Below are 19790 nucleotides of genomic sequence, written 5' to 3' on the forward strand. Positions count from 1 at the left end.
CGGTGAGGCCCACGGCCACGTAGCCCGCGAACTCGTTCAGGCCGACCGCAAAGCCGCGCCCCTTCGGTCCCACGAGGTCCACCTTCATGACCACGGTCATTGACCAGGCGAAGCCTTGGCTCAGGCCGAGCAGCACGTTGGCGGCGATCACCCACTCCCAACTGGGAGCGAGGATGATCATGAAGGGCACCGGAAGGCCGATCAGCCAGCCCGCCACCAGGACCCGCTTGCGGCCCAATCTATCCGCCAACTGGCCCGAGACGAGATTTGCCAGCGCCTTGACCACCCCGAAGCTGATGACGAAGGAGGTGATCAGTATCGTCGATTTGACGTGGAACTCGTTTGCGCCGATTAGCGGCACGACGGTGCGCTCGATGCCGACCATGCCGCCGACGAAAGCGTTGATGAGAAGCAGCAAGGAGAATTGCTGCCAGTTCTCCTTGAGACCGAGCCGGACCGACGACGGCTCCTGAAGCGAAGTTGCCGGCATTGGTCAGGCCGCGCCGGAATGGATCGCCCGGAGTTGAGTGGCCCGCGGCCAAGCGAGAGGGATGTCCTTCGTCATGAAGACCACGAATTCCTCCTCGGTCTCGATCCTGAAGGCCTTGTTGAACTGTTTCTCAAAGCCGGTCGTCGACGACGGCTTGCTGCTCAGGCTCCGTCCGCACACCGACCGGGCATAGGCGCCCGGCATGATTACCAGATAGTCGGCTAGGGCTTTGAGCCTTTCGATGCTGCGGAACAGGTTCTTCGTCCCTTCCTCGGCGCTGACTGCGAGCTCCGTGCGGCTCAGATCGCCGACGATCAGCGTGTGTCCCGTCACCACGAACCACGGCTGCTGCGGCCGTGCGAGGTCGGTCACCAGAAGGCGGATGTGTTCAGGAGCGTGGCCGGGCGTGTACAGGACCTTGAGAACGACGTTGCCGAGTTCCAGTTCGTCGCCGTCGTGGACGGGCTTGAAGGGCAGGCTGACATTTGACTTCGCCGACAGCACGGTTCCCGCGACGTCGGCGAGCACGCCCCCGAAGGAGACGTGATCGGCGTGAACGTGGGTGCCGATGATATAGAGGATGCGCATTCCCGTTTGTTCGGCTGCGCGTGGATATGGTTCCACCTCTCCGGCCGGATCGATGACGGCCCCGGAGGCTCGCCCCCCCCCCCCCCCGCCGAAATCCCGACCGGATCGGTGTGAAGGAACTGCCTGACGATCATGATCTTGCGAGCCTCCCGTTGTCGTGATAGCAGTCATTCAACTAATAGCGCGAATGATTGAATTGGGAGGGGAAAGGTGTCAAGTGCGAAGAAGGCGATCTTTGCCCGCCTCGCCGAGATCGCTCAGGGCCTTGCCCATGCGCACCGCATCGAGCTGCTGGAGCACCTCGCCCAAGGGACCCGCACCGTAGAAGAGCTCGTCGCATTGACCGGGCTGAGCTTCGCCAACACCTCGCGCCACCTGCAGGTGTTGCGGCGATCCCATCTCGTCACCTCGCAGCGGCGCGAGAAACACGTCTTCTACAGCCTCGCGGGCGAGACCGAGGTCGTCGCTCTAATGGCCGCGGTCGGAGCCGTCGGAGAGCGGAACGTCGCCGAGGTCAGGCACATCGTCGCGGACTATTTCCATTCGCCACAGACGCTCGATGCCGTATCGCGCGAGGAATTGCTTTCCAAACTCAAGGACGGGACGGTGACGGTGCTCGACGTGCGGCCGGAAGACGAGTTTCTGCTCGGCCACATTCCCGGCGCGGTCAACATTCCAATCGAACAACTGAAGCAGAGACTCGCGGACCTTCCCGAGGATCGGGAGATAGTCGCGTACTGCCGTGGTCCTTATTGCGTCTTCTCCTTCGAAGCAGAGGCGATCCTGCGGCATCAGGGCTTTAGCGTTCATCGACTCAAAGACGGCTTCCCGCAATGGAAGGCGGCCGGTTTGCCTTTCGCGACCTAAACAAGCATGAAAGGCAAGGACGTAGTCTGGAGCGTCGTGCCCCCGATGTTGAGGACGTTCAAGCCGCCCCCGAGGGACACCAGCGCCCACAGCGGCGGTGATTGCCCCCTTCGCACCGTGCGCCCCAGTGTCTTTCGAAAGAAGGAGCTAATTTAAGATAGGCGATCGCACTGTGCTGCGTTAGAGTCCTCCAGACCGCTGATCTGCAAGTCCGGTGGCGACTCGATGAAACAGAGATTAGCCGCAATTCTGGCGAGCGATATGGCAGGCTATAGTCGGCTTATGGAGGCCGACGAAGTAGGCACGATCGCCCGCCTCAGAACGCACCGCATAGAATTGATCGATCCCGCCATCGCAAAGAACGACGGCAGGATCATCAAGACGACGGGTGACGGCATGCTGGTTGAATTCCAGAGCGTCACCGACGCCGTGAAATGCGCCGTGGAAATCCAGCATCGCATGAAGCGGCGCAATTTCGATGTGCCCCAGGATCGGCGGATCGAGTTCAGGATCGGCATTAATGTCGGCGATATCATTTTCGACGACGACGACATCTTCGGCGATGGTGTCAACATCGCCGCCCGCATCGAGCAACTGGCCGATGTGGGCGGCATCTGCGTCACGGCTGCGGTAGCGACGCAGATTGCCGATCGCCTCGAAGTCTCCATTGAAGACCTTGGCGACAAGATGCTGAAAAACATCAGCCGTCCGGTGCATCTTTATCGTATTGGACTCGAAGGCTCCGTCCTGCCGGCCGCGCCGGAGGAGAAGGACGCAAAAAGGGCGGTTTCCAAGCCATCGATCGTCGTGCTGCCGTTCGACAACATGAGCGGGGATCCCGAGCAGGAGTTCTTCACCGACGGCTTGACCGAGGATATCATCACCGAGCTCTCCCGCCGCCACGAGCTCTTCGTCATCTCGCGCAACTCCAGCTTCGTCTACAAGAACCAGCCCGTGAATGTGCGCGAAGTCGCGGAGAAGCTTGGGGCCCAGTATCTGGTAGAAGGCAGCGTGCGCAAGATCGGCGACAGGGTACGCGTGACGGTCCAGCTCATCGACGCGGTCAACGATGCCCACATCTGGGCCGATAAATACGACCGAAGACTCGACGACATCTTCGCCATCCAGGACGAGGTGACGGCGGCGATCTCAGCCACTCTTCCGGGGCGGCTTGAAGCGGCCCAGCGAGACCAGCTCGCCCGAACGACGCCGACGAACATGGCCGCCTACGAGTGCGCCCTCACCGCCAAGGTGCTGCACCATCGCTCCACCGTCGCGGACAACAAGCAGGCGCAGGCCCTGATAGACAGGGCGCTCGCGCTCGACCCCGGCTACGCGCATGCCCATGCTTGGCGGGCCTGCATACTCGGGCAGGCCTGGGTGTACGGCTGGTGCGAGGACAAGGACGCGGTCTGGGCCGAAATCGTTGCCGAGCTTGAACGGGCGCTGGCGCTCGATGACAACGACGCCGACGTCCATCGCATCCTCGCCGCCGTCAACGTCAACAACAACGAGTTGACGACGGCACGCTATCATCAGGAGCGCGCCCTATCGCTCAATCCGAATTACGACCTGGTGGTGGTCCAGCAGGGCGAGCTGCTGACGTGGCTCGGTCGCCCGGAGGAAGGGGGCGAATGGATTCGCAAGGCGATGCGGCTCAATCCCCATCACCCGGAGCGGTTCTGGAGCCATCTCGGAAAAGCGCATTTCGCGGCGCGGCAATACGCCGAAGCGATCGAGGCATTCATGCATCTTTCGGCGATGGACCACGTCCAGCATGCTTTCGTCGCCGCCTGCTACGGCTGGCTGGGCGATGAAATCGCTTCTGCTGCGCATATGAAGAAGGTTAAAGCGCTCGCTCCTGATTTCAGCATTGTCTCCTTCCTCGCCACCTTGCACTACGCCCAGGAGGCCGATGCGCAGCACATCCGTGAAGGGCTCGTCAAAGCGGGAGCCGACGAAGGCCCGCCAGCAGCAAGCGGCATGGCTGCGCAATAGTGCATTCTCGCCGCTCCAGCGTGGGAGGACGCCGGCTGCTGCGGGGCACTGTAAGACACGTCGTTATTTTGGCCGTGCGCTGCCTTCGTACATGAAGGTCATCGGCTTTGGCCCCCGCATGTAGCCCGTCTCAATCCGATCGATCCGGAAGCCCGCGCCTTCTATCATGAGTCTGATCGGGCGGTTTAGATGACAGCCGCCACCTATACGTCTCCAGATCGGCGTGAGGTTATCCTGCCACCGGCGCACGCCATGATCAGGCGAGAGCCCATGCTCGACGAACAGCAGCTTGCCCTCAGGCCTGAGTACCCGTCGCATTTCCGCGAGCGCCGTCGCAGCTCCGGGGATCGTGCACAGGGTCCAGGTCGTCACGACCGTGTCGACGCTATTGTCATCAAGCGGAATGGCTTCGGCGGACGCTTCGATAAAGTTGATCGGCATCTCCGAATGCGGGACGCGTCGGGCCATCGCGAGGAGGGCCGGGTCAGGTTCCAGCGCCAGTATTTCCCGGACGTCCGCACGGTAAAAGGGAAGGTTCAGGCCCGACCCGCTGCCTATCTCCAGGACGCGGCCTTCCGCAGCGCCGATCACGCGCGTGCGATAGGGATGAAGGCGCTCGTTTCGCATGGAAAGATCGCAGAGCTTCGGCAGGATCACATCGCGGTAAATTCCCACACGCGGCTCCTCAGGGTGACGCTAGGGTGCGTGGCCGTCCTACGTTTCGCGAATTAAGTTTTTGATTTGCTGCCGATCCTCCGAGGACCACTTCTCAGGCTCCTCCCGATGAGCGGTCGCCCCGTGCAGTTCAATGTGTTTCCACAGCTCCGCTTCTGTCTCGGCCGTGAACGACGCCGAGCAGGCTTCCATTCCAGGATAATCCTTGCAGCGGTATGAGTAGGCCATAGCTTCACCTCCACGCTGCCATCACAGTAGCACGCCACGTATCGGCAGCAGAGCCGAATGTATCGAGTGACTGCTGCTGCTCGACACCTCGGCATGTTCGGTCTTGCTAACTTAATGCGAGCGGGTGTCTGTTCGGCCAAACCCCGATCGCTGACCGCGATGCAGCATTTAAGAAATGGAGGAGGAGTCGCAGCATTTTCGAATATTGAACGTCCTTGTCTGCTGCATTTGCCCTGCCCGTTGACAACGTACCGAGTGAACCGCAACCGATACGCGTGCAGATACCGCTATCACAGGTGCTCCATCCTTCGCCTCGATGGGATTTGAATCGGCGGCCCGGTACCCATCATCGCAGCGGAGACACTATCACCTGAAATCAGTACGACCGGTCAGAGGTGAGGAAGTGCTATCCTGCCAGCGGTGTTGCGCATCAGCTCTGAACAAAAAATGGGATGTGGGCTTTTGCGCCCGGGTGAAATTTGAGCGCAGTCGATGACGCCAGGACCAGAAAATTACAAGGAGCTTCTGCTGTTTCTGGCGACAGCCGGAGTGATCGTGCCTCTGTTTGGGCGGCTGAGATTGAGCCCGGTCTTTGGATTTCTAGCCGCAGGCATCATGCTTGGCCCCTTCGGACTCGGAGCTCTCGCTCGAGATCTACCGTGGCTCTCTGCAGTATCCATAACGGATGTTGAAGAGATCGCGCATCTGGCAGAATTCGGAGTAGCGTTCCTCCTCTTCATGATCGCGCTCGAGCTGTCGTGGAAGCGCCTACTGCTGATGCGCAAGCTCGTCTTCGGATTGGGGGGACTGCAGCTTCTCGCCTCGACAGCAGTCCTCGCGAGTGTGGCGAACTTGCTGGATCAAACCCCGGCTTCAGCGGTGGTGCTCGGCAGTGCGCTCGCCATGTCCTCGACGGCGATCATTCTGCCGTCGCTTGTAGAGCGCAAACTGCTGAACACCACGGTTGGACGCGCAAGTTTCGCCGTGCTGCTCTTCCAGGACCTGGCTGTGGCGCCGCTCCTGTTCATGGTGACGATGTTGGCGGGGCATGGAGGGACGGGACTCGGCACCGGCTTGTTGTACGCGCTTGCTCCTGCGGTAATCGCGTTGATCGCAATGGCCGGACTGGGGCGTCTCATTCTACGTCCCTTGTTCAAGCTGGTCGCGGCAACAAAGAGCGGTGAGTTGTTCGTCGCGGCATGCCTACTGGTCGTGATAGGCTCCGGCCTTGTCACGGCGCTCAGCGGTCAATCCATGGCTTTGGGCGCCTTCCTCGCGGGCCTGCTCTTAGCTGAAACCGAGTATCGCCGCCAGATCGAGGTGACGATCCAGCCCTTCCAGGGACTTCTGCTTGGCCTCTTCTTTGTGTCGGTAGGAGCCCGTCTGGATCTTTCAGCGATCATTGCCAACCCGGTTCCCACAGCGGGGATCGCGATCGGCTTTTTTGCCATCAAGGCCGGTATCCTGTTCCTCATCGCGCGCCTCATGGGCCTGCCCAGCCGGGGTGCCGGCGAGTTAGCGGTTGTGTTGGGGCCCGGCGGCGAGTTTGCATTGATCCTTATTGGTGCGGCTGTGGCGGGCGGCGTCGTCTCTGGTGCAGCGGGCGCCACCGCCACGGTCGCGGCTACCTTGACGATGATTGGCATCCCCCTACTGATCCGGATGCTAGACCGCAGCGCAGCGTCTACCCGCATGGATGACACGAGGTTCGCCGGATTGACGCCCGAGCAGGATGACGGCCTTGAGCGCGTGATCGTGGTCGGATACGGGCGCGTCGGACAATTGGTCGCCGAGATGCTCATGCGGCACGAACTGCTCTTCCTGGCGATCGACGCCGACCCCACGCTAGTCGCCAGGGAGCGAGCTCGCGGTCACACCATCTTTTATGGTGATGCCACCCAAATCGCGTTGCTTCGGCGTTGTGGAATCCAGAGCGCCCGTGCGCTCGTCGTCACGTTGGACAATGCGGACGCGGTAGAATCGATCGTACGGGCCGCGCGATCGGAGCGGCCAGATCTTACCATTGTCGCCCGCGCCCGGGATGCGGTGCACGCAACTGAATTATACGAGCTGAACGTCACGGATGCAGTGCCAGAAACCATCGAAGCCAGCCTCCAGCTCTCGCAGGCCGTGCTCGTCGACATCGGCATTCCTATGGGCCGGGTGATTGCATCCATTCATGAGAAACGGGATGAATTTCGCAAGATGCTGCAGCCCCCGGATGGATCCGGAAGAGGACGGCATGCCATCCGCGCTCCGCAGGCGGAAAGCCGCAAGCCTCGCTCAGGCTCCGATGGGCATGCGCGCACTAAGGACCGTTAATGCAAACGCCGCGCCCCCATCGCCAGGGAGTCAACGAGGTTCAATTGCCGCCAACGGATCGGCATACGCCGTCGGATTGCTGGCCAGCACTGGGTGGCCCTTCAACAAGGCTTCGCCCTCGGTCGGGAAGGACAGGTAGTCGCCGCCGGCTTCCTTGACGAGGCAGTAACCAGCCATGCAGTCCCAAGCATACATATGCGGCTCGTAATAACCGGCCAGACGACCGGCCGCGACATAGGCGAGCATCAATGCGCCGGAGCCATTGCGGATAAAGTTGCCGCCCATGCCGAGCAGCATGGCGATGATCTGGCCAACCCGCTCCGGCTCGACATAGGTATTGCAGCCAATGCCGGTGATGGCGTTCCTGATGGTACGAGACGGATCGAGGCTCAACTTCCTTCCGTTGAGGCTCGCGCCCTTGCCAGGGTCCGAAGCATAGACTTCGCCATCGCAGGGCGCATGGATCACCCGATCACCGGCACGCCGCCATGCAGCACCGCGATCGACACACACCACGTCGACATACGGTCGAGCACGCCCGCACCGGAGCGTGCCTGATCGGTGCGCCATGCCGCCTGCTTTCTGGCCGGACTGCTCGAGGCCGGTCCGCAGGGCACGCCTACCGCGCGCCCATCCTCAGCGCCCCGTCGAGGCGGATGACCTCGCCGTTCAGCATGTCGTTCTCGCAGATATGCCGCACCAGCGCGGCATATTCGCCCGGCCGGCCGAGGCGCGGCGGGAAGGGCACGCTCTTGCCGAGCGAATCCTGCACCTCCTGCGGCATGCCGGCCATCATCGGCGTTTCGAAGATGCCGGGCGCGATCGAGACGACGCGAATGCCGGAGCGGGCGAGTTCGCGCGCGATCGGCAGGGTCATCGCAACGACGCCGCCCTTCGATGCCGCGTAAGCCGCTTGGCCGATCTGTCCGTCGAAGGCGGCGACCGAGGCGGTGTTGACGATCACGCCGCGGCCACCTTCCTGGTCCGGATCCTCCCGGGCGATCGCCGCGGCGGAAAGCCGGATCATGTTGAATGTGCCGATGAGATTGATGCCGATTGCGCGGCTAAAGCTGTCGAGCCGGTGCGGGCCGTCGCGCCCGAGCACCTTTTCGCCGGGCGCGATGCCGGCGCAGTTCACCAGCCCGTGCAGATGCCCGAAGCTTTCGAGCGCCGCCTGCACCGCTGCGGCACCGTCGGGCTCGCTCGTCACATCCGTCCGCACGAAGCGGGCACGGTCACCAAGCTCCGCAGCGATTGCCGCCCCCGCCTCGATATTGACGTCGGCGATGACCACATGGGCGCCTTCCGCGACGAACATCCGGGCCACGGCCGCGCCGAGCCCGGATCCGCCGCCGGTGACCAGAAACACCTTATCCAGGATCAGCATGGCCGCGCTCCAGCAGGCCGTGCGGCCGAATTCTGTTCGATCATCTTTTCCTCCGTCGTATATCCGATCCCGCCGTCGCGCGGCGTCGATTCCTCCCCGCCGACTGAAGCGATAGCCAATAGAGACCGACGCGTCGCGCGCGCCCTTCTCGATTACCCTCCAGCCGGCAGAAGCCCCTCACGCCCCCGTGCGCGCCACCAGCGGCACGTAATTCTCGAGTTCCGGCGCCGGGAAATTGAGCGTCGCGCCGATTTCGGCGGAGCGGTAGAGCCCCATCAGGATCTCGACCACGGCGAGCCCGTCCTCGAAGGTCTCGAGCGGTTTCACGCCCTTGCGAAAGCACTCGACCATGTGCCGGTTCTCGTCCGTGTAGCCATAGACACCAGCCTCGTCCTCGAGAACCGGCATCAGCCCCTGTTCGGCATTCTGTTTTTCGATCAGATCCTCGCCCTCGGAGCCCTTTACCGCCCGCGACAGGAAGATCTTCAGCCCGGTGCCGAGCGAATTGTATTCGAGCGCATATTCCGGCCCGAGAAGCTCGAGCTGGATCCGTAAACCGGCGCCGACATAAGCCCAGGAGGTGGTCGCCTCGATCATCAGTTCGCTGCCCTCCTCGTCCTCCAGCGTCACCGTGGCGCGGGCGAAATCCTCCGAGGGGCGATTGCGGTAGTCGACATCGCTTCCATATCGCCGGCGCAACTGGTCGGCATAGGCCGGGCGGGTCCATTTGAGGGTCGCCACCGTGCCGTTCACCGCCTTGACCCTCAGGGAATTTCGCGGTGCGCCGGGCGCCGTCAGCAGATGGCGCGCCACCTCGACGCTGTGGCACATCATGTCGGAAAGCACGCCGCCGCCCTGCTTGTCGCCCTGCCAGAACCACGGCTCATGCGGGCCGGAATGCTCTTCCGCGGCGCGCGCCAGATAAGGCCGGCCTGTCGTCGAAGCGGCGCGGCGCCAGATAATCTCCTTGCCGCGCACTACCGGCGTGCAGAAGACCTGGTTTTCCAGATAGCCGTGGTTGAGGCCGGCGTCTTCGGCGAGATGCAGCATCTCGCGGGCTTCGGCGACGGTGCGCGCCAGCGGCTTCTCGCAGGCGACCGCGAAGACCTGGCTGCGCCCCGCCTTGATCTCCGCATGCAGCGTCCGCATGACCTCCAGCCGTGTGTAGTTCGGCGAGAGGATCCAGATTGCGTCGACATCACCGGCCGAGAGAAGGTGGTCGAGGCTGCCATGGGGGCGGCAGGTCCCGAGTTCGAGTTCCTTCACTGCTTCTGCAAAGCGCTCGCGGTTTTCCGCCTTGCGGCTATAGACGCCGGTTACCTCCACATTGCGCACGCCAATCATGGACTGCAGATGGAAGCGGGCGATGAAGCCCGTTCCGACAAATCCGACGCGCAGGGTCTCTCTCGGCAATGTCGTCATTCCTTCCGTCCTCCGTTCAATTGCGAGGCGGCGCCGTGCTGCCGCGAATGTTGAGTGCCGTCGGCAGCACGATCGGTTCGCCTCCGCTGACGCTGCCGCCAGACAAGATGCTGAGCAGGAGCCCCATCGCCGTGCGACCGATTTCGGCGCGCGGCTGGCTGACGGTCGTCAGCGGCGGATAGAAGGCCTTGCTCAGATAGAGATCGTCGAACCCGACGACCGAGACCTCGCCAGGGACGTCGCGCCCCATCCGCCTCAGCTCATGGGCGGCGCCATAGGCCATCTCGTCATTGGCGACGAAGAGCGCCGTCGGCGGCTCCGGCAGGGCAAGAAGTTCCCGGCAGCATTCCTGTCCGCTTTCGAGCAGAAAGTTGCCGCGCACCTCGTAACTTGCCGGGACTTCCAGGCCGGCTGCGCGCATGGCGAGCCGGTAGCCCTCCCGGCGGTAAACGCTCATCGGCTCGGGGACGGGGCCGCTGATATGGGCGATCCGCCTATGCCCTAGGCCGATCAGATGCTCCACCGCCGCGCGCGCCGCCCCGACATTGTCGACCTGCACATGCGGCAGGCCCGAACCTTCGATCATTTCGAGCGCCACCACCACCGGCAGATGGTTCCAGCTGCCGGCGCGATTGCCGCCCTCTGGCGGCAGCTTGCCGGTCATCAGGACCATGCCGTCGGCGTGGCCGTCGCGCAACATGTTGAAATACTCGATCTCGCGGGCCGGATCGTTCTCGGTATTGCCCATCAGCACCGAGTAGCCGGCTTCCCGCGCCGTCGCCTCCACTCCCTTCAGGATGTCGAGATAGAAGGGATTGCCGACATCGCGCACGACGAGCAGCACCGCCATCGACTTGCGGGTCCTCAGGTTACGGGCGCTGACATTTGGGCGGTAGTTGAGCTCGCGCGCCAGATCATGGATGCGCTGACGCGTCTCCGCCGTCACCAGCGCCGAGTCTGAAAGCGCCCGAGAGACGGTGGCGACCGACACGCCGGCCTTCTCGGCAATATCCTTGATCTTCGGCCGGTCTCTCATGCGCGCATCGCCCGACCCCGGCCATAGAACATCATGAGGATGAGCAGCGTCGCTCCGAATACCATCTGGCGGCCGGATTCGTCGATGTTCACTGTGGTGAGTATCCCCTGCAGGATGACCAGCAGGAAGGCGCCGGCCATGGTGCCGGTATAGCCGCCCTTGCCACCGGCGAGCGAGGTGCCGCCGAAGACCACCGCGATGATCGAGGTCAGCGTATATTGCTCGCCGACATTGGCGAAGGACGAGCCGGAATAGCCGAGCAGGCAAAGGCCGGCGATCGCCGCGAACATGCCGGAGATCATGAAGAGCGCGATGCGCATCAGTCTGACCGGCACGCCCGCCATATAGGCCGCGTGCTCGTTCGAGCCGATCGCATAGATGCGGTGCCCGAAGACCGTGCGGCTGAGCATCAAGGCCATGACGATGCCGATCACCGCCCAGAGCCAGATGATCCCCGGCACTCCAAAGAAAAGCGGCTGGGTGACGAAGCGCGACAGGGCCGGGGCCGCCTGGCCGGAGGGAATGCCCATGCGGATGACGACGAGGAGGCCCTGCAGCACGCCGAGCATGCCGAGCGTCATGACCAGCGGCGGGATGCGCAGCAGCGTGACGCCGAGACCGTTCAGGAGGCCGAAGAAGGCGCCGGCCACGAGGCAGGCGGCGATCGCCGGCACAATACCGATGTCGGCACCTTGCATGACATTGCCGGCGATGATCGCCGACAGCGAGACGACGCCGCCGACCGAGAGATCGATGCCCTCCCGCCCGCCGAGAATGACGACATTCTGGCCGGCCGCGACGATGCCGAGCAGCGAGGCGACGATCATCAGCCGCAGGATCTGCGCAGCACTGGCGAAGCCCGGGGACAAGAGTTCGCCAAGATAGAGGAGGAGGACGATGAAGACGAGCGCGACGACGATCGGCTGGCGAAGGAACGAGAGCACGCTGCTCATGGACGCGCCCTCCGGCCGGCAAGCACGCCGGCCATCAGGACCACGAGGATCGCCAGCCCCTGCACGAAATTCTGCCACTCGGACGGCGTCCCCATGAAGAAGACCACAGAACTGATGAGGCCGATCGTCAAGGCGCCGAGGAGAGAGCCGACCACTGTTCCCCAGCCGCCCGAGAGCGCGCTGCCGCCGAGCACCACCGCGGCGACGCTGAAGAGGGTCATCTTGCCGCCGACGAGCGGATCGCCGCTTGCCGTGTCGCCGGTGATGCAGAAGGCGGCCAGTGCCGAGAACAGGCCGCAGAGCAGGTAGCCCCGGACTCTGATCGACACCACCGGCAGGCCCGTCTGGTAGGCCGCCTGCTGGTCGTCGCCGACGGCGAGCAATTGCGTGGTGAGACGGGTGCGGCCGAGCACCAGCAGGAGCAAGACCAGTCCGCCCAGGATATAGAAGACGAAGGGGAGCCCAAGCAGCCGGCCGCCATAGGTGCGCCAGAAGATCGTCGGCGCGGGGGTTCCAGCGACAGGCAGAATGTAGAGCGCCAGGCCGGTGAAGAAGATGCTGGTCGCGAAGGTGGCGACGATCGCCTGCAGCCGCAGCGCCGCGACGACCAGCCCGTTCACGAGACCGCAGGCAAGGCCCAGCAGCAGGCCGAGGGCGAGCGCCAGCAGCACGGCGCCGGCACCGCCGCCCCAGCGCTCCATCAGCACGACGATCGCGACATTGACGAGCGACAGGATCGAGCCCGCCGACAGATCGATGTCGCCGGCATAGACGACATAGGTCTGGGCGATCGCCAGCAGGATCAGCGCCATGTAGGTGCTGAGCAGCCCGGTCAGCGAGCGGTAGCTGAGGCTGTTCGGCGAAAAGACTCCGTTGAGGGAAAGCAGCACCAGGACGATGGCGAGCGCCGGCAGGAAGGGGTAGCGCTCAAGCAGCCTGCGGATGCCGCCAGTGCGCCGATAGGTCGGGCTGGTTGCGATCTCTGTCATCACGCGGCCTCGTAAGCGGCTTGATAAAGATTATAGCGGGTGCGCTCCGGACCGGTGAGCTCCCGGCTGACCGAGCCGCCGTTGAAGACCAGGATGCGGTTGGCGTTGCCGAGCAACTCGGCATCTTCCGAGGAGTAGAGAATGATGCCGAGGCCCTCGGCCGCCAGTTGCCGGATCAGCGCGAAGAGGTCGGCCTTCGCCGAGAGGTCGATGCCCTTGGTCGGATCGTCGAGCAACAACACGTCCGGGCGGTCGATCAGCCAACGGGCGATGATCACCTTCTGCTGGTTGCCGCCGGAGAGCGAATTGATCGGGTGGAAGAGGCTCGCGAACTTCGTATGCATGCTTTCAAGCGCCGGCGCGACCCGGTCGCTGAGCTTCGACGGCCTGGCGATCATCAGCCGGTCGCGCAGATAGTGGATCGGCGTTACGTTTTCGATGATCGGCCGGCCGCTGATGACGCCGTCGCGGCCGCGGTCGCCGGAGACATAGGCGCAACCGCGCCGAATGGCATCGCGGGGACTGGCCGCATCGAACCGGTCGCTGCCGATCCGGATTTCGCCCGTTGCGATCGAGCCGGCGCCGAAGATCGCCCGGAGCAGCGCCGACTGGCCCTGGCCATGCAGCCCGCCGAAGCCGAGAATTTCGCCGCGCGCCACCTCGAAGCTGACATTGCGGAAACCCGCACCGGAAAGGTTGCGGACCGTCAGCGCCGCCCCGTCCTTCGCGTCGACAACCGCCGGCGCGGAGGATTGTGAAGCCGGCATGTCGCCGGCGCCGCCGACCATGAGCCGGATAACCGTGCCGGCATCGGTCTCGCCGAGATTGAGCGTCGTGATCGTCTCGCCGTCGCGGATGATCGTAACGCGATCGCCGATCGCCTTGATCTCGTCCATGCGATGCGAAATGAAGATGATGCCGCGGCCGCGCCGTTTCAGATCGCGAAGGATCTCGAAGAAGCGCTCGACCTGGGCGCGGTCGAGCGCCGAGGTCGGCTCGTCGAAGATGAGAAGCGGCGCCTCGCTTGCCAGCGCCTTCATGATCTCGACCAGCTGGCGCTGGTCGGGCCTGAGATTGCCGACCAGCGCATCGGCCGAAAAACCATCGCCGGATACGCCGTCGAACAGCGCGATATAGCGCGCCGCCCGTTCCTTCAGCGCCGTCCGGTCGACGAAGAGACGGGCCTTGGCCGGCAGCGCGGCAAGGCAGATATTTTCCTCGACGGTGCGATGGGCGGCGAGGCTGAGTTCCTGGTAGAAGATGCCGATCCCCTGGGCGCGAGCAGAGCGCGGCCCGGTGATCGTCACCGGCGTGTCGTCGATGAGGATCCGGCCGTCGTCCGGCCGTACGCTGCCTGCAATGATCTTGCAGAGCGTGCTCTTGCCAGAACCGTTCGAGCCCATCAGCACATGGACCTCACCGGCCATCACTTCGAGGTCGCCGCGGCGGAGCGCCAAGGTCGCGCCGTAAGCCTTGCTCACGCCGTTCAGTTTCAATTTCGACATGGAACCGCGTCCGTTACGCTTCGGGTAGCGCGCGCCGACCAAGATCGGCCGGCGCACGTCGCTCCGACGGGCTCACTTGAAGAGCGCTTCCGCGTCTGTGATCGAAAGCGAGCTCGTATAGGAATAGTAACCGGGCTTGCCTTCGAGCTGCTTTGCCGCCTCTTCGACGTTCTTGCCGTCGATGAACGGGATCGGCAGGTAGAGCGCGTTGCCGTATTGGCCGGCCTTGGCCGGTTCCTTCAACTCCTTGCCCTGCAGCATCAGCACGGCGACGTTGAGAGCACTTGCCATGACGCCGGGCGGGTTCACGGTCGCGCCGGAGTTCAGCTTGTCCTTGATCCAGAGGTCGATGAAGTCCTTGCGGATCTCGCCGGTCGCGGCGATCTGGTCCTTCTTGCCGGCATCCATGATCGACTTCCAGGCGCCCGCTGCCATGCCGTCCTGGACCACCACGCCGTTGATGTCCGGATAGGTGGCGAGAATGTTCTGCATCGACTGCTGTCCCTGGGCCTGGTCCCAGTTGGCGTTCACTTCATTGACGATCTGGATATCCGGAAAATCCTTAAAGACCGATTTGTAGCCGGCAACACGCATCTCGTTGGCCGGGTGACCGGCAACGCCGTTGATCGCCACCACCTTGCCCTTGCCGTCGAGTGTCTCGGCGAGCCACTTGGCGCCCGCCGCACCCCAGGCGGTCTGGTCGATACCGACATAGACCGCATCGGGCGAGGACACTTCCGCATCCGTTGCAATCACCAGAATGCCCGCCTCCTTCGCCTGCGCGAAGATCGGGTCGAAGGCCGTCGGGCTGTTCGGGTTGACGATGATGGCATTGACGCCTTCCGCGATGAAGTTGCGGATATGGGCGATCTGCCCGGGCACATCGACATTGGCGCTCTGCACCGAAACCTCGACGTCGACGCCCTTCTCCTTCCATTTCGCCGCCGCTTCCTTCGCCTCGTCGATCATCTGGGTTCGCCACTCGCTACCGACCCAGCCGTTCGATAGGCCGATCTTGAAGGTTTCCGCGTTGACCGCCGAGGCCGAGATAACGATGGACGCGACCGTGCCAAGCGCAAAAGCAATGAATTTCGTCATAAGATCCTCCCAAAATCTTGCGTGAGCTATGAAGCCAGAAAATGTAATCGATTTCAATGGTGAGTTTAGAGTTGTACCGGAACTCTGCGATGCTGGAGCGCAGGGTCATCCCGTGCGCAGCTCCGATCGCGGAGGCAAGTCTCATGTCGAGGCCGGCGAAAGGCGCCGGCGACGCCGGCCTGCGCAATCGCCTATCCGTCGCCGGAAGAACATGTTTTGAAAGGCGACAACACCGTGGTCAGGGCATCCTTGACGTGTCGAACGCGCGGCAGAGCGGCTGCTTGTTCGTGGACCAACATCCAAAGCTCCGGGATCAGCCGGGGCGCTTCCGGCAGCAAAGAGACCAGCCCGGCGGGCTCGGCGGCGAAGCTGGGCAGCACGGCAAGACCGAGGCCGTGTTTCACCGCCGCCATCTGCGCGCCCAGCGAAGACAGGCGCAGGGCGGGTTGAAGACCGGGACACAGTGCCTCCAGCCAGTTTGCCATCACGAGGTACCGTAGGTCCTCGGTCCAGCCGATCACGCGGTGCCGGTAGAGGTCGGCAGGGCTGGCGGGGGTGCCCTGACGGGCGACGTAGCCCGGCGCGGCGTAGATGCCGAAGGCGACGTGACCGAGCTTGCGCTGGCGGTAATTGCCCTGCTCGGGGCGAACCAGGCGCAGGACGATATCGGCCTGCTCCGTCACCAGCCGCAGCGGGCGCACGCTCGTATGCATCTCGATCCGGATATCCGGGTGGCTCTGCAAAAACCCCGCCAGCCCGGGCAGCAGGATCTCCTGCCCGAGAAGCTCCGGCACGTCGAGGCGTACCGGTCCGGCGAGGTGGTTGCCGTCCTTCTCGCGCGCGGTGCGCTCGAAAACGCGCATCTGCGCCTCGGCGCGTTCCGCCGATGGCAGTAGCTCTCGCCCGGCCGGCGTCAGATCGTAGCCGTCGCGGTGCGGGCGGAAGAGCTTGACCCTTAACCCCGCCTCCAGCGCCTCGATCCGGCGCGACACGGTCGAGGGGCTCACGCCCAGTTGGCTGGAGGCCGCGGTGAGAGATCCTGCATTGGCCACGGCGAGGAAGAACTTCAGGTCGTTCCAGTCCATGTTGCTTTCCATTTTCGGAAAATCGGATTGCGGAAAGGTTTCTCGACTACGGCCAAAATGCAAGCGATCCTTGCCGAAACCCTGCGAGAGAGGACCATGACAGCCGAAACCGAAGCTTTCCGATTTTCCGAATTTGGCGCACCGGCCGTACTGAGGTGGCGGACACAGGCACTGCCCGATCCGGCAACGGAAGAGATCCAGATCCGCCATCTGGCCATTGGCGTGAACTATATCGATATCTATCACCGCCGAGGCGTCTTCGCCGCGCCGCTGGCGTTACCGACCGGCCTTGGCGTCGAAGGGGTGGGCGTGGTCACCGCCTTGGGCGACGGCGTCACCGGCCTTGTCCTCGGCCAGCGCGTCGCCTACGTCGGCGGACCGCCCGGAGCCTATGCCGCCCACCGCAATCTGCCCGCCGCCCGCGCCCTCGTGCTGCCCGAGAGGCTGGACAGCACCGAGGTTGCGGCGCTGATCTTCAAGGGGCTGACCGTCGAATATCTTATCCACCGTTGCGTGCCGGTCGCGCGGGGCGACACCGTGCTTTTCCATGCGGCGGCCGGCGGGGTTGGGTCGATCGCCTGCCAATGGCTGCACCAGATCGGCGCGACGGTGATCGGCACGGTCAGTTCGGCCGAGAAGGCCGAGATTGCGAGAGCCAACGGCTGCGATCATGCCATCATCTACACGCAGGAGGATTTTCAGGCCCGCGTCGCCGAGCTTACCGGCGGCAAGGGCGTGGATGTCGTCTATGACTCGGTCGGGTCCGAGACCTTCACGAAATCGCTCGATTGCTTGCGCCCGCGCGGCACGCTGGTCAGCTTCGGCGAGACCTCCGGCCCGATCCCGCCGCTGAACGTGGCCTCGTTGGGGGCGAAGGGATCGCTCTACGTCACCCGCCCGTCGATCGCGCATTACACCGCAAACCGCACGGAGTACGAAGCGGCGGCGAAAAACCTCTTCGCGTCGATGGAGGCTGGGATGGTACGGGCGTCACGTGTCGCGACATACTCGCTGCGAGATGCCTGCAGGGCGCACGAGGATCTGGAGGCGCGGCGCACGACGGGCTCGGTGGTGCTGCTTCCCTGACGGGAATTAGAATCTCCCGGAGAATCCGCACATTCGGGGGATGCTCAAGGCTTGGTTGGCAAGGATTCGTCCCCAGACTGTACCAGCGGTCGACTGGCCGTCCTTTTTGCTTCGGTCGCGTCGGACGAGTCGCTTGATCGCTTCGCCGGGGCTTATGGAAGTTCGATCTCGCCGTCCACCACGTGGTTGAGGCCGGTGCCTTCCGCCGTCAGCGTCATGCGGACCTTCAGCTTCTTGCCGCCGGTCTGCCCTTCGCGCACCGTCTCCTCGAGCTTGCGCTGCGAGGTGATGCCGACTTCCTTCAGGAATTTGCGGATCGACATGTTGAAGGCGTCTTCGCTCATGGCGGAACTCCTCTGTGTCCGGAAGGGATTGTAAGGGAAGGCTAGCAGCCAAGGAAGTAGCACGGTGACGCGCGCTGCCATACAGAAAGACCCCGAGCCCGGAGGAGGCATCGGGGTCTATGAGATCGGTTCTGGGGGAGGAGTGCAACCGATCATCCTTGCGCAGTGGGAGGGAAACTGCGCGTTGACGTCGGAGGATAAAGCACTTCCGATCATCCAATAGTGCCCTGGGTTACACCGCAGCATTGTGCCGCTGTGCCAACTCGGAAGGCCATCGGTCTGGCCGGTCCGGCCTGAAGGGCCATGGCTTCCAGCTGAACGACACCGCCGTGCGTTTTCTCAGACGCGCTAACGAGGCACGTTGAATTGCTGCATGTTTTTATCTTTAAATCGGCTACGATTCAGGGAAACACACAGTAGCGAACCCGTTGCCCCGAAAGCCGCAGGGGTGTCCGTCGCGACCGCTATTTCCCGGCTACCTCCGCCGCGGCTGCGGCGAAGAGTGCTTCGAAGCGCGGTTTCGCACGGGCGGGGACCTCGATCGCGCGATAGCTTTGCGGCAGTTCGACGTCCCCGACCTTGATCAGCATGACCATGCCCATGCCGTAGTGCGGCGAACACTTGATGCCGTAGAAGCCGGATCGATCGAAGGTGACGACGATCTCCTCGTTAATCTTGCCCTTGAACGCCGGATGCCCGTCCGGAACCATCCCGTCGATGGTCGCAGCGTTGTGGCTCTTGTTGGTGGCAATGAATTTGACGCTGTCGCCCGGCTGCAGCGCAAGGAAGTCCGGCTCGAAAACCATCGAGCCCTTTTCACCCCGGTTCAGCATCTTGACCTCGACCGTCTCGGCGCTCGCCAAGGCCGGCGTCGAGAGTGCGATCAGGGCGGTCAACAGGAGCCTGGCAAGATTGATCATGAAATCCTCTTCAGCATCGGCCTTTCGGCAATCGGCGAACCCGGCGCGCGGTAGCGGATATGGCAGCGGCCCTCGACTTCGTGCTCTACATCGACGTCGACCCCGAAGACGGTGCGGATCCGCTCGCCGGTGAGTACTTCGTGCGGGCGTCCGAGGGCAGCGATGCGACCGCCGCTCATCAAGGCGACGCGGTCGCAGAACATGGCGGCATGGTTGAGGTCGTGAAGAGCGGCGACCGCCGTCAGCCCCTGCTGGCGCACGAGATGCAGAAGGCCGATCTGATGACCGACATCGAGGTGGTTCGTCGGTTCGTCGAGAAGGAGGATCTGCGGCTGCTGGGCCAGCGCACGGGCAATATGCAGACGCTGCCGCTCGCCGCCCGACAGGGTGTGCCACAGCCGCGCCGCGAGTTCAGCCATGCCGACATTGCGGATCGCCTCGTCGACGATGTCGTCATCGGTGGCCGACCACGGCGTAAAGGGCGCGAGATGCGGCGTGCGGCCGAGTTCCACCGCCTGGCGTGCCGAGATGCGCTCGCTCGTTTCGGCCTGCTGCTCGACCAGTGCAATGCGCCTGGCGATTTCCTTGCGGCCCAGCTTGTCGACGCTTTCGCCGTCCAGCAGCACCCTGCCCGATCTCGGCCGTCGAAGCCCGGCGAGCAGCGACATCAGGCTGGTCTTGCCGGAGCCGTTCGGCCCCACGATGCCGAGAAACTCGCCCGCAACGACGTCGAGCGAGACATCCCGGAGGATCGAAACCCCGCACGTCGACCACGACACATTGCAAGCGGCGAGCAT

The 19790-nt window shown here is 63.6% G+C and carries 19 protein-coding genes and 1 pseudogene; 4 read left to right on the forward strand and 16 right to left on the reverse strand.

The features are described 5' to 3' along the window. On the reverse strand, positions 1 to 490 hold a 490-nt coding region (locus tag N181_RS23180), incomplete at its 3' end, for an MFS transporter (protein ID WP_155621620.1). 3 nt (positions 491 to 493) lie between these two features. Beyond that, on the reverse strand, positions 494 to 1078 hold the full coding sequence (locus tag N181_RS23185) for an MBL fold metallo-hydrolase (RefSeq protein ID WP_234885983.1): 585 nt from the start codon (positions 1076 to 1078) through the stop codon (positions 494 to 496). A 210-nt stretch (positions 1079 to 1288) separates the two neighbouring features. Between N181_RS23185 and N181_RS23190 the strand changes: the two genes are divergently transcribed. Both N181_RS23190 and N181_RS23195 read left to right on the forward strand, forming a co-directional pair. Next, entirely contained in the window at positions 1289 to 1945 is a 657-nt protein-coding gene (locus N181_RS23190) for an ArsR/SmtB family transcription factor (protein WP_037434983.1), read from the forward strand. A 225-nt stretch (positions 1946 to 2170) separates the two neighbouring features. After that, positions 2171 to 3943 (forward strand): adenylate/guanylate cyclase domain-containing protein, encoded by a 1773-nt coding sequence (locus tag N181_RS23195; RefSeq protein WP_037434984.1) that lies wholly within the window; start codon positions 2171 to 2173, stop codon positions 3941 to 3943. 63 nt (positions 3944 to 4006) lie between these two features. Here N181_RS23195 and N181_RS23200 read toward each other — a convergent pair whose 3' ends face one another. Then, positions 4007 to 4618, reverse strand: a complete 612-nt coding sequence (locus tag N181_RS23200; RefSeq protein ID WP_037399788.1) for a class I SAM-dependent methyltransferase — start codon at positions 4616 to 4618, stop codon at positions 4007 to 4009. 39 nt (positions 4619 to 4657) lie between these two features. Continuing rightward, a complete protein-coding gene (locus N181_RS23205; RefSeq protein ID WP_037399790.1) occupies positions 4658 to 4846 on the reverse strand; it encodes a DUF1059 domain-containing protein in 189 nt (62 codons plus the stop codon). Between the two features lie 492 nt (positions 4847 to 5338). On the opposite strand from N181_RS23205, the gene N181_RS23210 reads away from it, so the two are divergent. Beyond that, positions 5339 to 7168 (forward strand): cation:proton antiporter domain-containing protein, encoded by a 1830-nt coding sequence (locus N181_RS23210; protein WP_050984130.1) that lies wholly within the window; start codon positions 5339 to 5341, stop codon positions 7166 to 7168. A 30-nt stretch (positions 7169 to 7198) separates the two neighbouring features. Here N181_RS23210 and N181_RS23215 read toward each other — a convergent pair. The 9 genes and pseudogenes from N181_RS23215 to N181_RS23255 all read right to left on the reverse strand — a co-directional run. Then, a pseudogene (locus N181_RS23215) lies at positions 7199 to 7692 on the reverse strand (inositol monophosphatase family protein); the annotation flags it as partial. A 95-nt stretch (positions 7693 to 7787) separates the two neighbouring features. Further along, entirely contained in the window at positions 7788 to 8555 is a 768-nt protein-coding gene (locus N181_RS23220; RefSeq protein WP_037399793.1) for a 3-hydroxyacyl-CoA dehydrogenase, read from the reverse strand. A 177-nt stretch (positions 8556 to 8732) separates the two neighbouring features. Beyond that, positions 8733 to 9977 carry a Gfo/Idh/MocA family protein gene (locus N181_RS23225; RefSeq protein ID WP_037399796.1) on the reverse strand — a complete coding sequence of 415 codons (1245 nt, stop codon included), beginning with the start codon at positions 9975 to 9977 and terminating at the stop codon, positions 8733 to 8735. 16 nt (positions 9978 to 9993) lie between these two features. Then, positions 9994 to 11013: a LacI family DNA-binding transcriptional regulator gene (locus N181_RS23230; RefSeq protein ID WP_037399798.1), complete on the reverse strand. Its 1020-nt coding sequence runs from the start codon at positions 11011 to 11013 to the stop codon at positions 9994 to 9996. Beyond that, positions 11010 to 11966: an ABC transporter permease gene (locus N181_RS33795; RefSeq protein ID WP_037399801.1), complete on the reverse strand. Its 957-nt coding sequence runs from the start codon at positions 11964 to 11966 to the stop codon at positions 11010 to 11012. The genes N181_RS23230 and N181_RS33795 overlap by 4 nt, the downstream gene beginning before the upstream one ends. Continuing rightward, entirely contained in the window at positions 11963 to 12955 is a 993-nt protein-coding gene (locus N181_RS23240) for an ABC transporter permease (protein ID WP_037399804.1), read from the reverse strand. Before N181_RS23240 ends, N181_RS33795 begins: the two co-directional genes overlap by 4 nt. Next, positions 12955 to 14460 carry a sugar ABC transporter ATP-binding protein gene (locus N181_RS23245; RefSeq protein ID WP_037399827.1) on the reverse strand — a complete coding sequence of 502 codons (1506 nt, stop codon included), beginning with the start codon at positions 14458 to 14460 and terminating at the stop codon, positions 12955 to 12957. The genes N181_RS23240 and N181_RS23245 overlap by 1 nt, the downstream gene beginning before the upstream one ends. A 72-nt stretch (positions 14461 to 14532) precedes the next feature. Continuing rightward, a complete protein-coding gene (locus N181_RS23250) occupies positions 14533 to 15558 on the reverse strand; it encodes an ABC transporter substrate-binding protein (protein WP_037399807.1) in 1026 nt (341 codons plus the stop codon). Between the two features lie 191 nt (positions 15559 to 15749). After that, on the reverse strand, positions 15750 to 16643 hold the full coding sequence (locus N181_RS23255; protein ID WP_037399829.1) for a LysR family transcriptional regulator: 894 nt from the start codon (positions 16641 to 16643) through the stop codon (positions 15750 to 15752). A gap of 96 nt (positions 16644 to 16739) precedes the next feature. Here N181_RS23255 and N181_RS23260 point away from each other — a divergent pair, with 96 nt between their 5' ends. After that, on the forward strand, positions 16740 to 17729 hold the full coding sequence (locus tag N181_RS23260) for a quinone oxidoreductase family protein (protein WP_037399832.1): 990 nt from the start codon (positions 16740 to 16742) through the stop codon (positions 17727 to 17729). 152 nt (positions 17730 to 17881) lie between these two features. Here the strand turns inward: N181_RS23260 and N181_RS23265 are convergent, their stop codons facing one another. The 3 genes from N181_RS23265 to N181_RS23275 all read right to left on the reverse strand — a co-directional run bounded on the left by N181_RS23265 (position 17882) and on the right by N181_RS23275 (position 19790). Then, positions 17882 to 18073 (reverse strand): DUF6494 family protein, encoded by a 192-nt coding sequence (locus tag N181_RS23265; protein WP_037399808.1) that lies wholly within the window; start codon positions 18071 to 18073, stop codon positions 17882 to 17884. 464 nt (positions 18074 to 18537) lie between these two features. Further along, positions 18538 to 18993, reverse strand: coding sequence for a pseudoazurin (locus tag N181_RS23270; protein WP_037434985.1), 456 nt, complete (start codon positions 18991 to 18993; stop codon positions 18538 to 18540). Next, positions 18990 to 19790, reverse strand: coding sequence for an ABC transporter ATP-binding protein (locus N181_RS23275; RefSeq protein WP_060563908.1), 801 nt, complete (start codon positions 19788 to 19790; stop codon positions 18990 to 18992). Before N181_RS23275 ends, N181_RS23270 begins: the two co-directional genes overlap by 4 nt.

This window comes from Sinorhizobium fredii USDA 205, from assembly GCF_001461695.1.
In the GTDB taxonomy this organism is placed as follows: Bacteria; Pseudomonadota; Alphaproteobacteria; order Rhizobiales; family Rhizobiaceae; genus Sinorhizobium; species Sinorhizobium fredii.

Coding starts and splice junctions, on each gene's coding strand:
- N181_RS23185 (WP_234885983.1), bottom strand. CDS start 1,078: ATGCGCATCCTCTATATCATCGGCACCCACGTTCACGCCGATCACGTC.
- N181_RS23195 (WP_037434984.1), top strand. CDS start 2,171: ATGAAACAGAGATTAGCCGCAATTCTGGCGAGCGATATGGCAGGCTAT.
- N181_RS23205 (WP_037399790.1), bottom strand. CDS start 4,846: ATGGCCTACTCATACCGCTGCAAGGATTATCCTGGAATGGAAGCCTGC.
- N181_RS23210 (WP_050984130.1), top strand. CDS start 5,339: ATGACGCCAGGACCAGAAAATTACAAGGAGCTTCTGCTGTTTCTGGCG.
- N181_RS23220 (WP_037399793.1), bottom strand. CDS start 8,555: ATGCTGATCCTGGATAAGGTGTTTCTGGTCACCGGCGGCGGATCCGGG.
- N181_RS23225 (WP_037399796.1), bottom strand. CDS start 9,977: ATGACGACATTGCCGAGAGAGACCCTGCGCGTCGGATTTGTCGGAACG.
- N181_RS23230 (WP_037399798.1), bottom strand. CDS start 11,013: ATGAGAGACCGGCCGAAGATCAAGGATATTGCCGAGAAGGCCGGCGTG.
- N181_RS33795 (WP_037399801.1), bottom strand. CDS start 11,966: ATGAGCAGCGTGCTCTCGTTCCTTCGCCAGCCGATCGTCGTCGCGCTC.
- N181_RS23240 (WP_037399804.1), bottom strand. CDS start 12,955: ATGACAGAGATCGCAACCAGCCCGACCTATCGGCGCACTGGCGGCATC.
- N181_RS23245 (WP_037399827.1), bottom strand. CDS start 14,460: ATGTCGAAATTGAAACTGAACGGCGTGAGCAAGGCTTACGGCGCGACC.
- N181_RS23250 (WP_037399807.1), bottom strand. CDS start 15,558: ATGACGAAATTCATTGCTTTTGCGCTTGGCACGGTCGCGTCCATCGTT.
- N181_RS23255 (WP_037399829.1), bottom strand. CDS start 16,643: ATGGACTGGAACGACCTGAAGTTCTTCCTCGCCGTGGCCAATGCAGGA.
- N181_RS23260 (WP_037399832.1), top strand. CDS start 16,740: ATGACAGCCGAAACCGAAGCTTTCCGATTTTCCGAATTTGGCGCACCG.
- N181_RS23265 (WP_037399808.1), bottom strand. CDS start 18,073: ATGAGCGAAGACGCCTTCAACATGTCGATCCGCAAATTCCTGAAGGAA.
- N181_RS23270 (WP_037434985.1), bottom strand. CDS start 18,993: ATGATCAATCTTGCCAGGCTCCTGTTGACCGCCCTGATCGCACTCTCG.
- N181_RS23275 (WP_060563908.1), bottom strand. CDS start 19,790: ATGCTCGCCGCTTGCAATGTGTCGTGGTCGACGTGCGGGGTTTCGATC.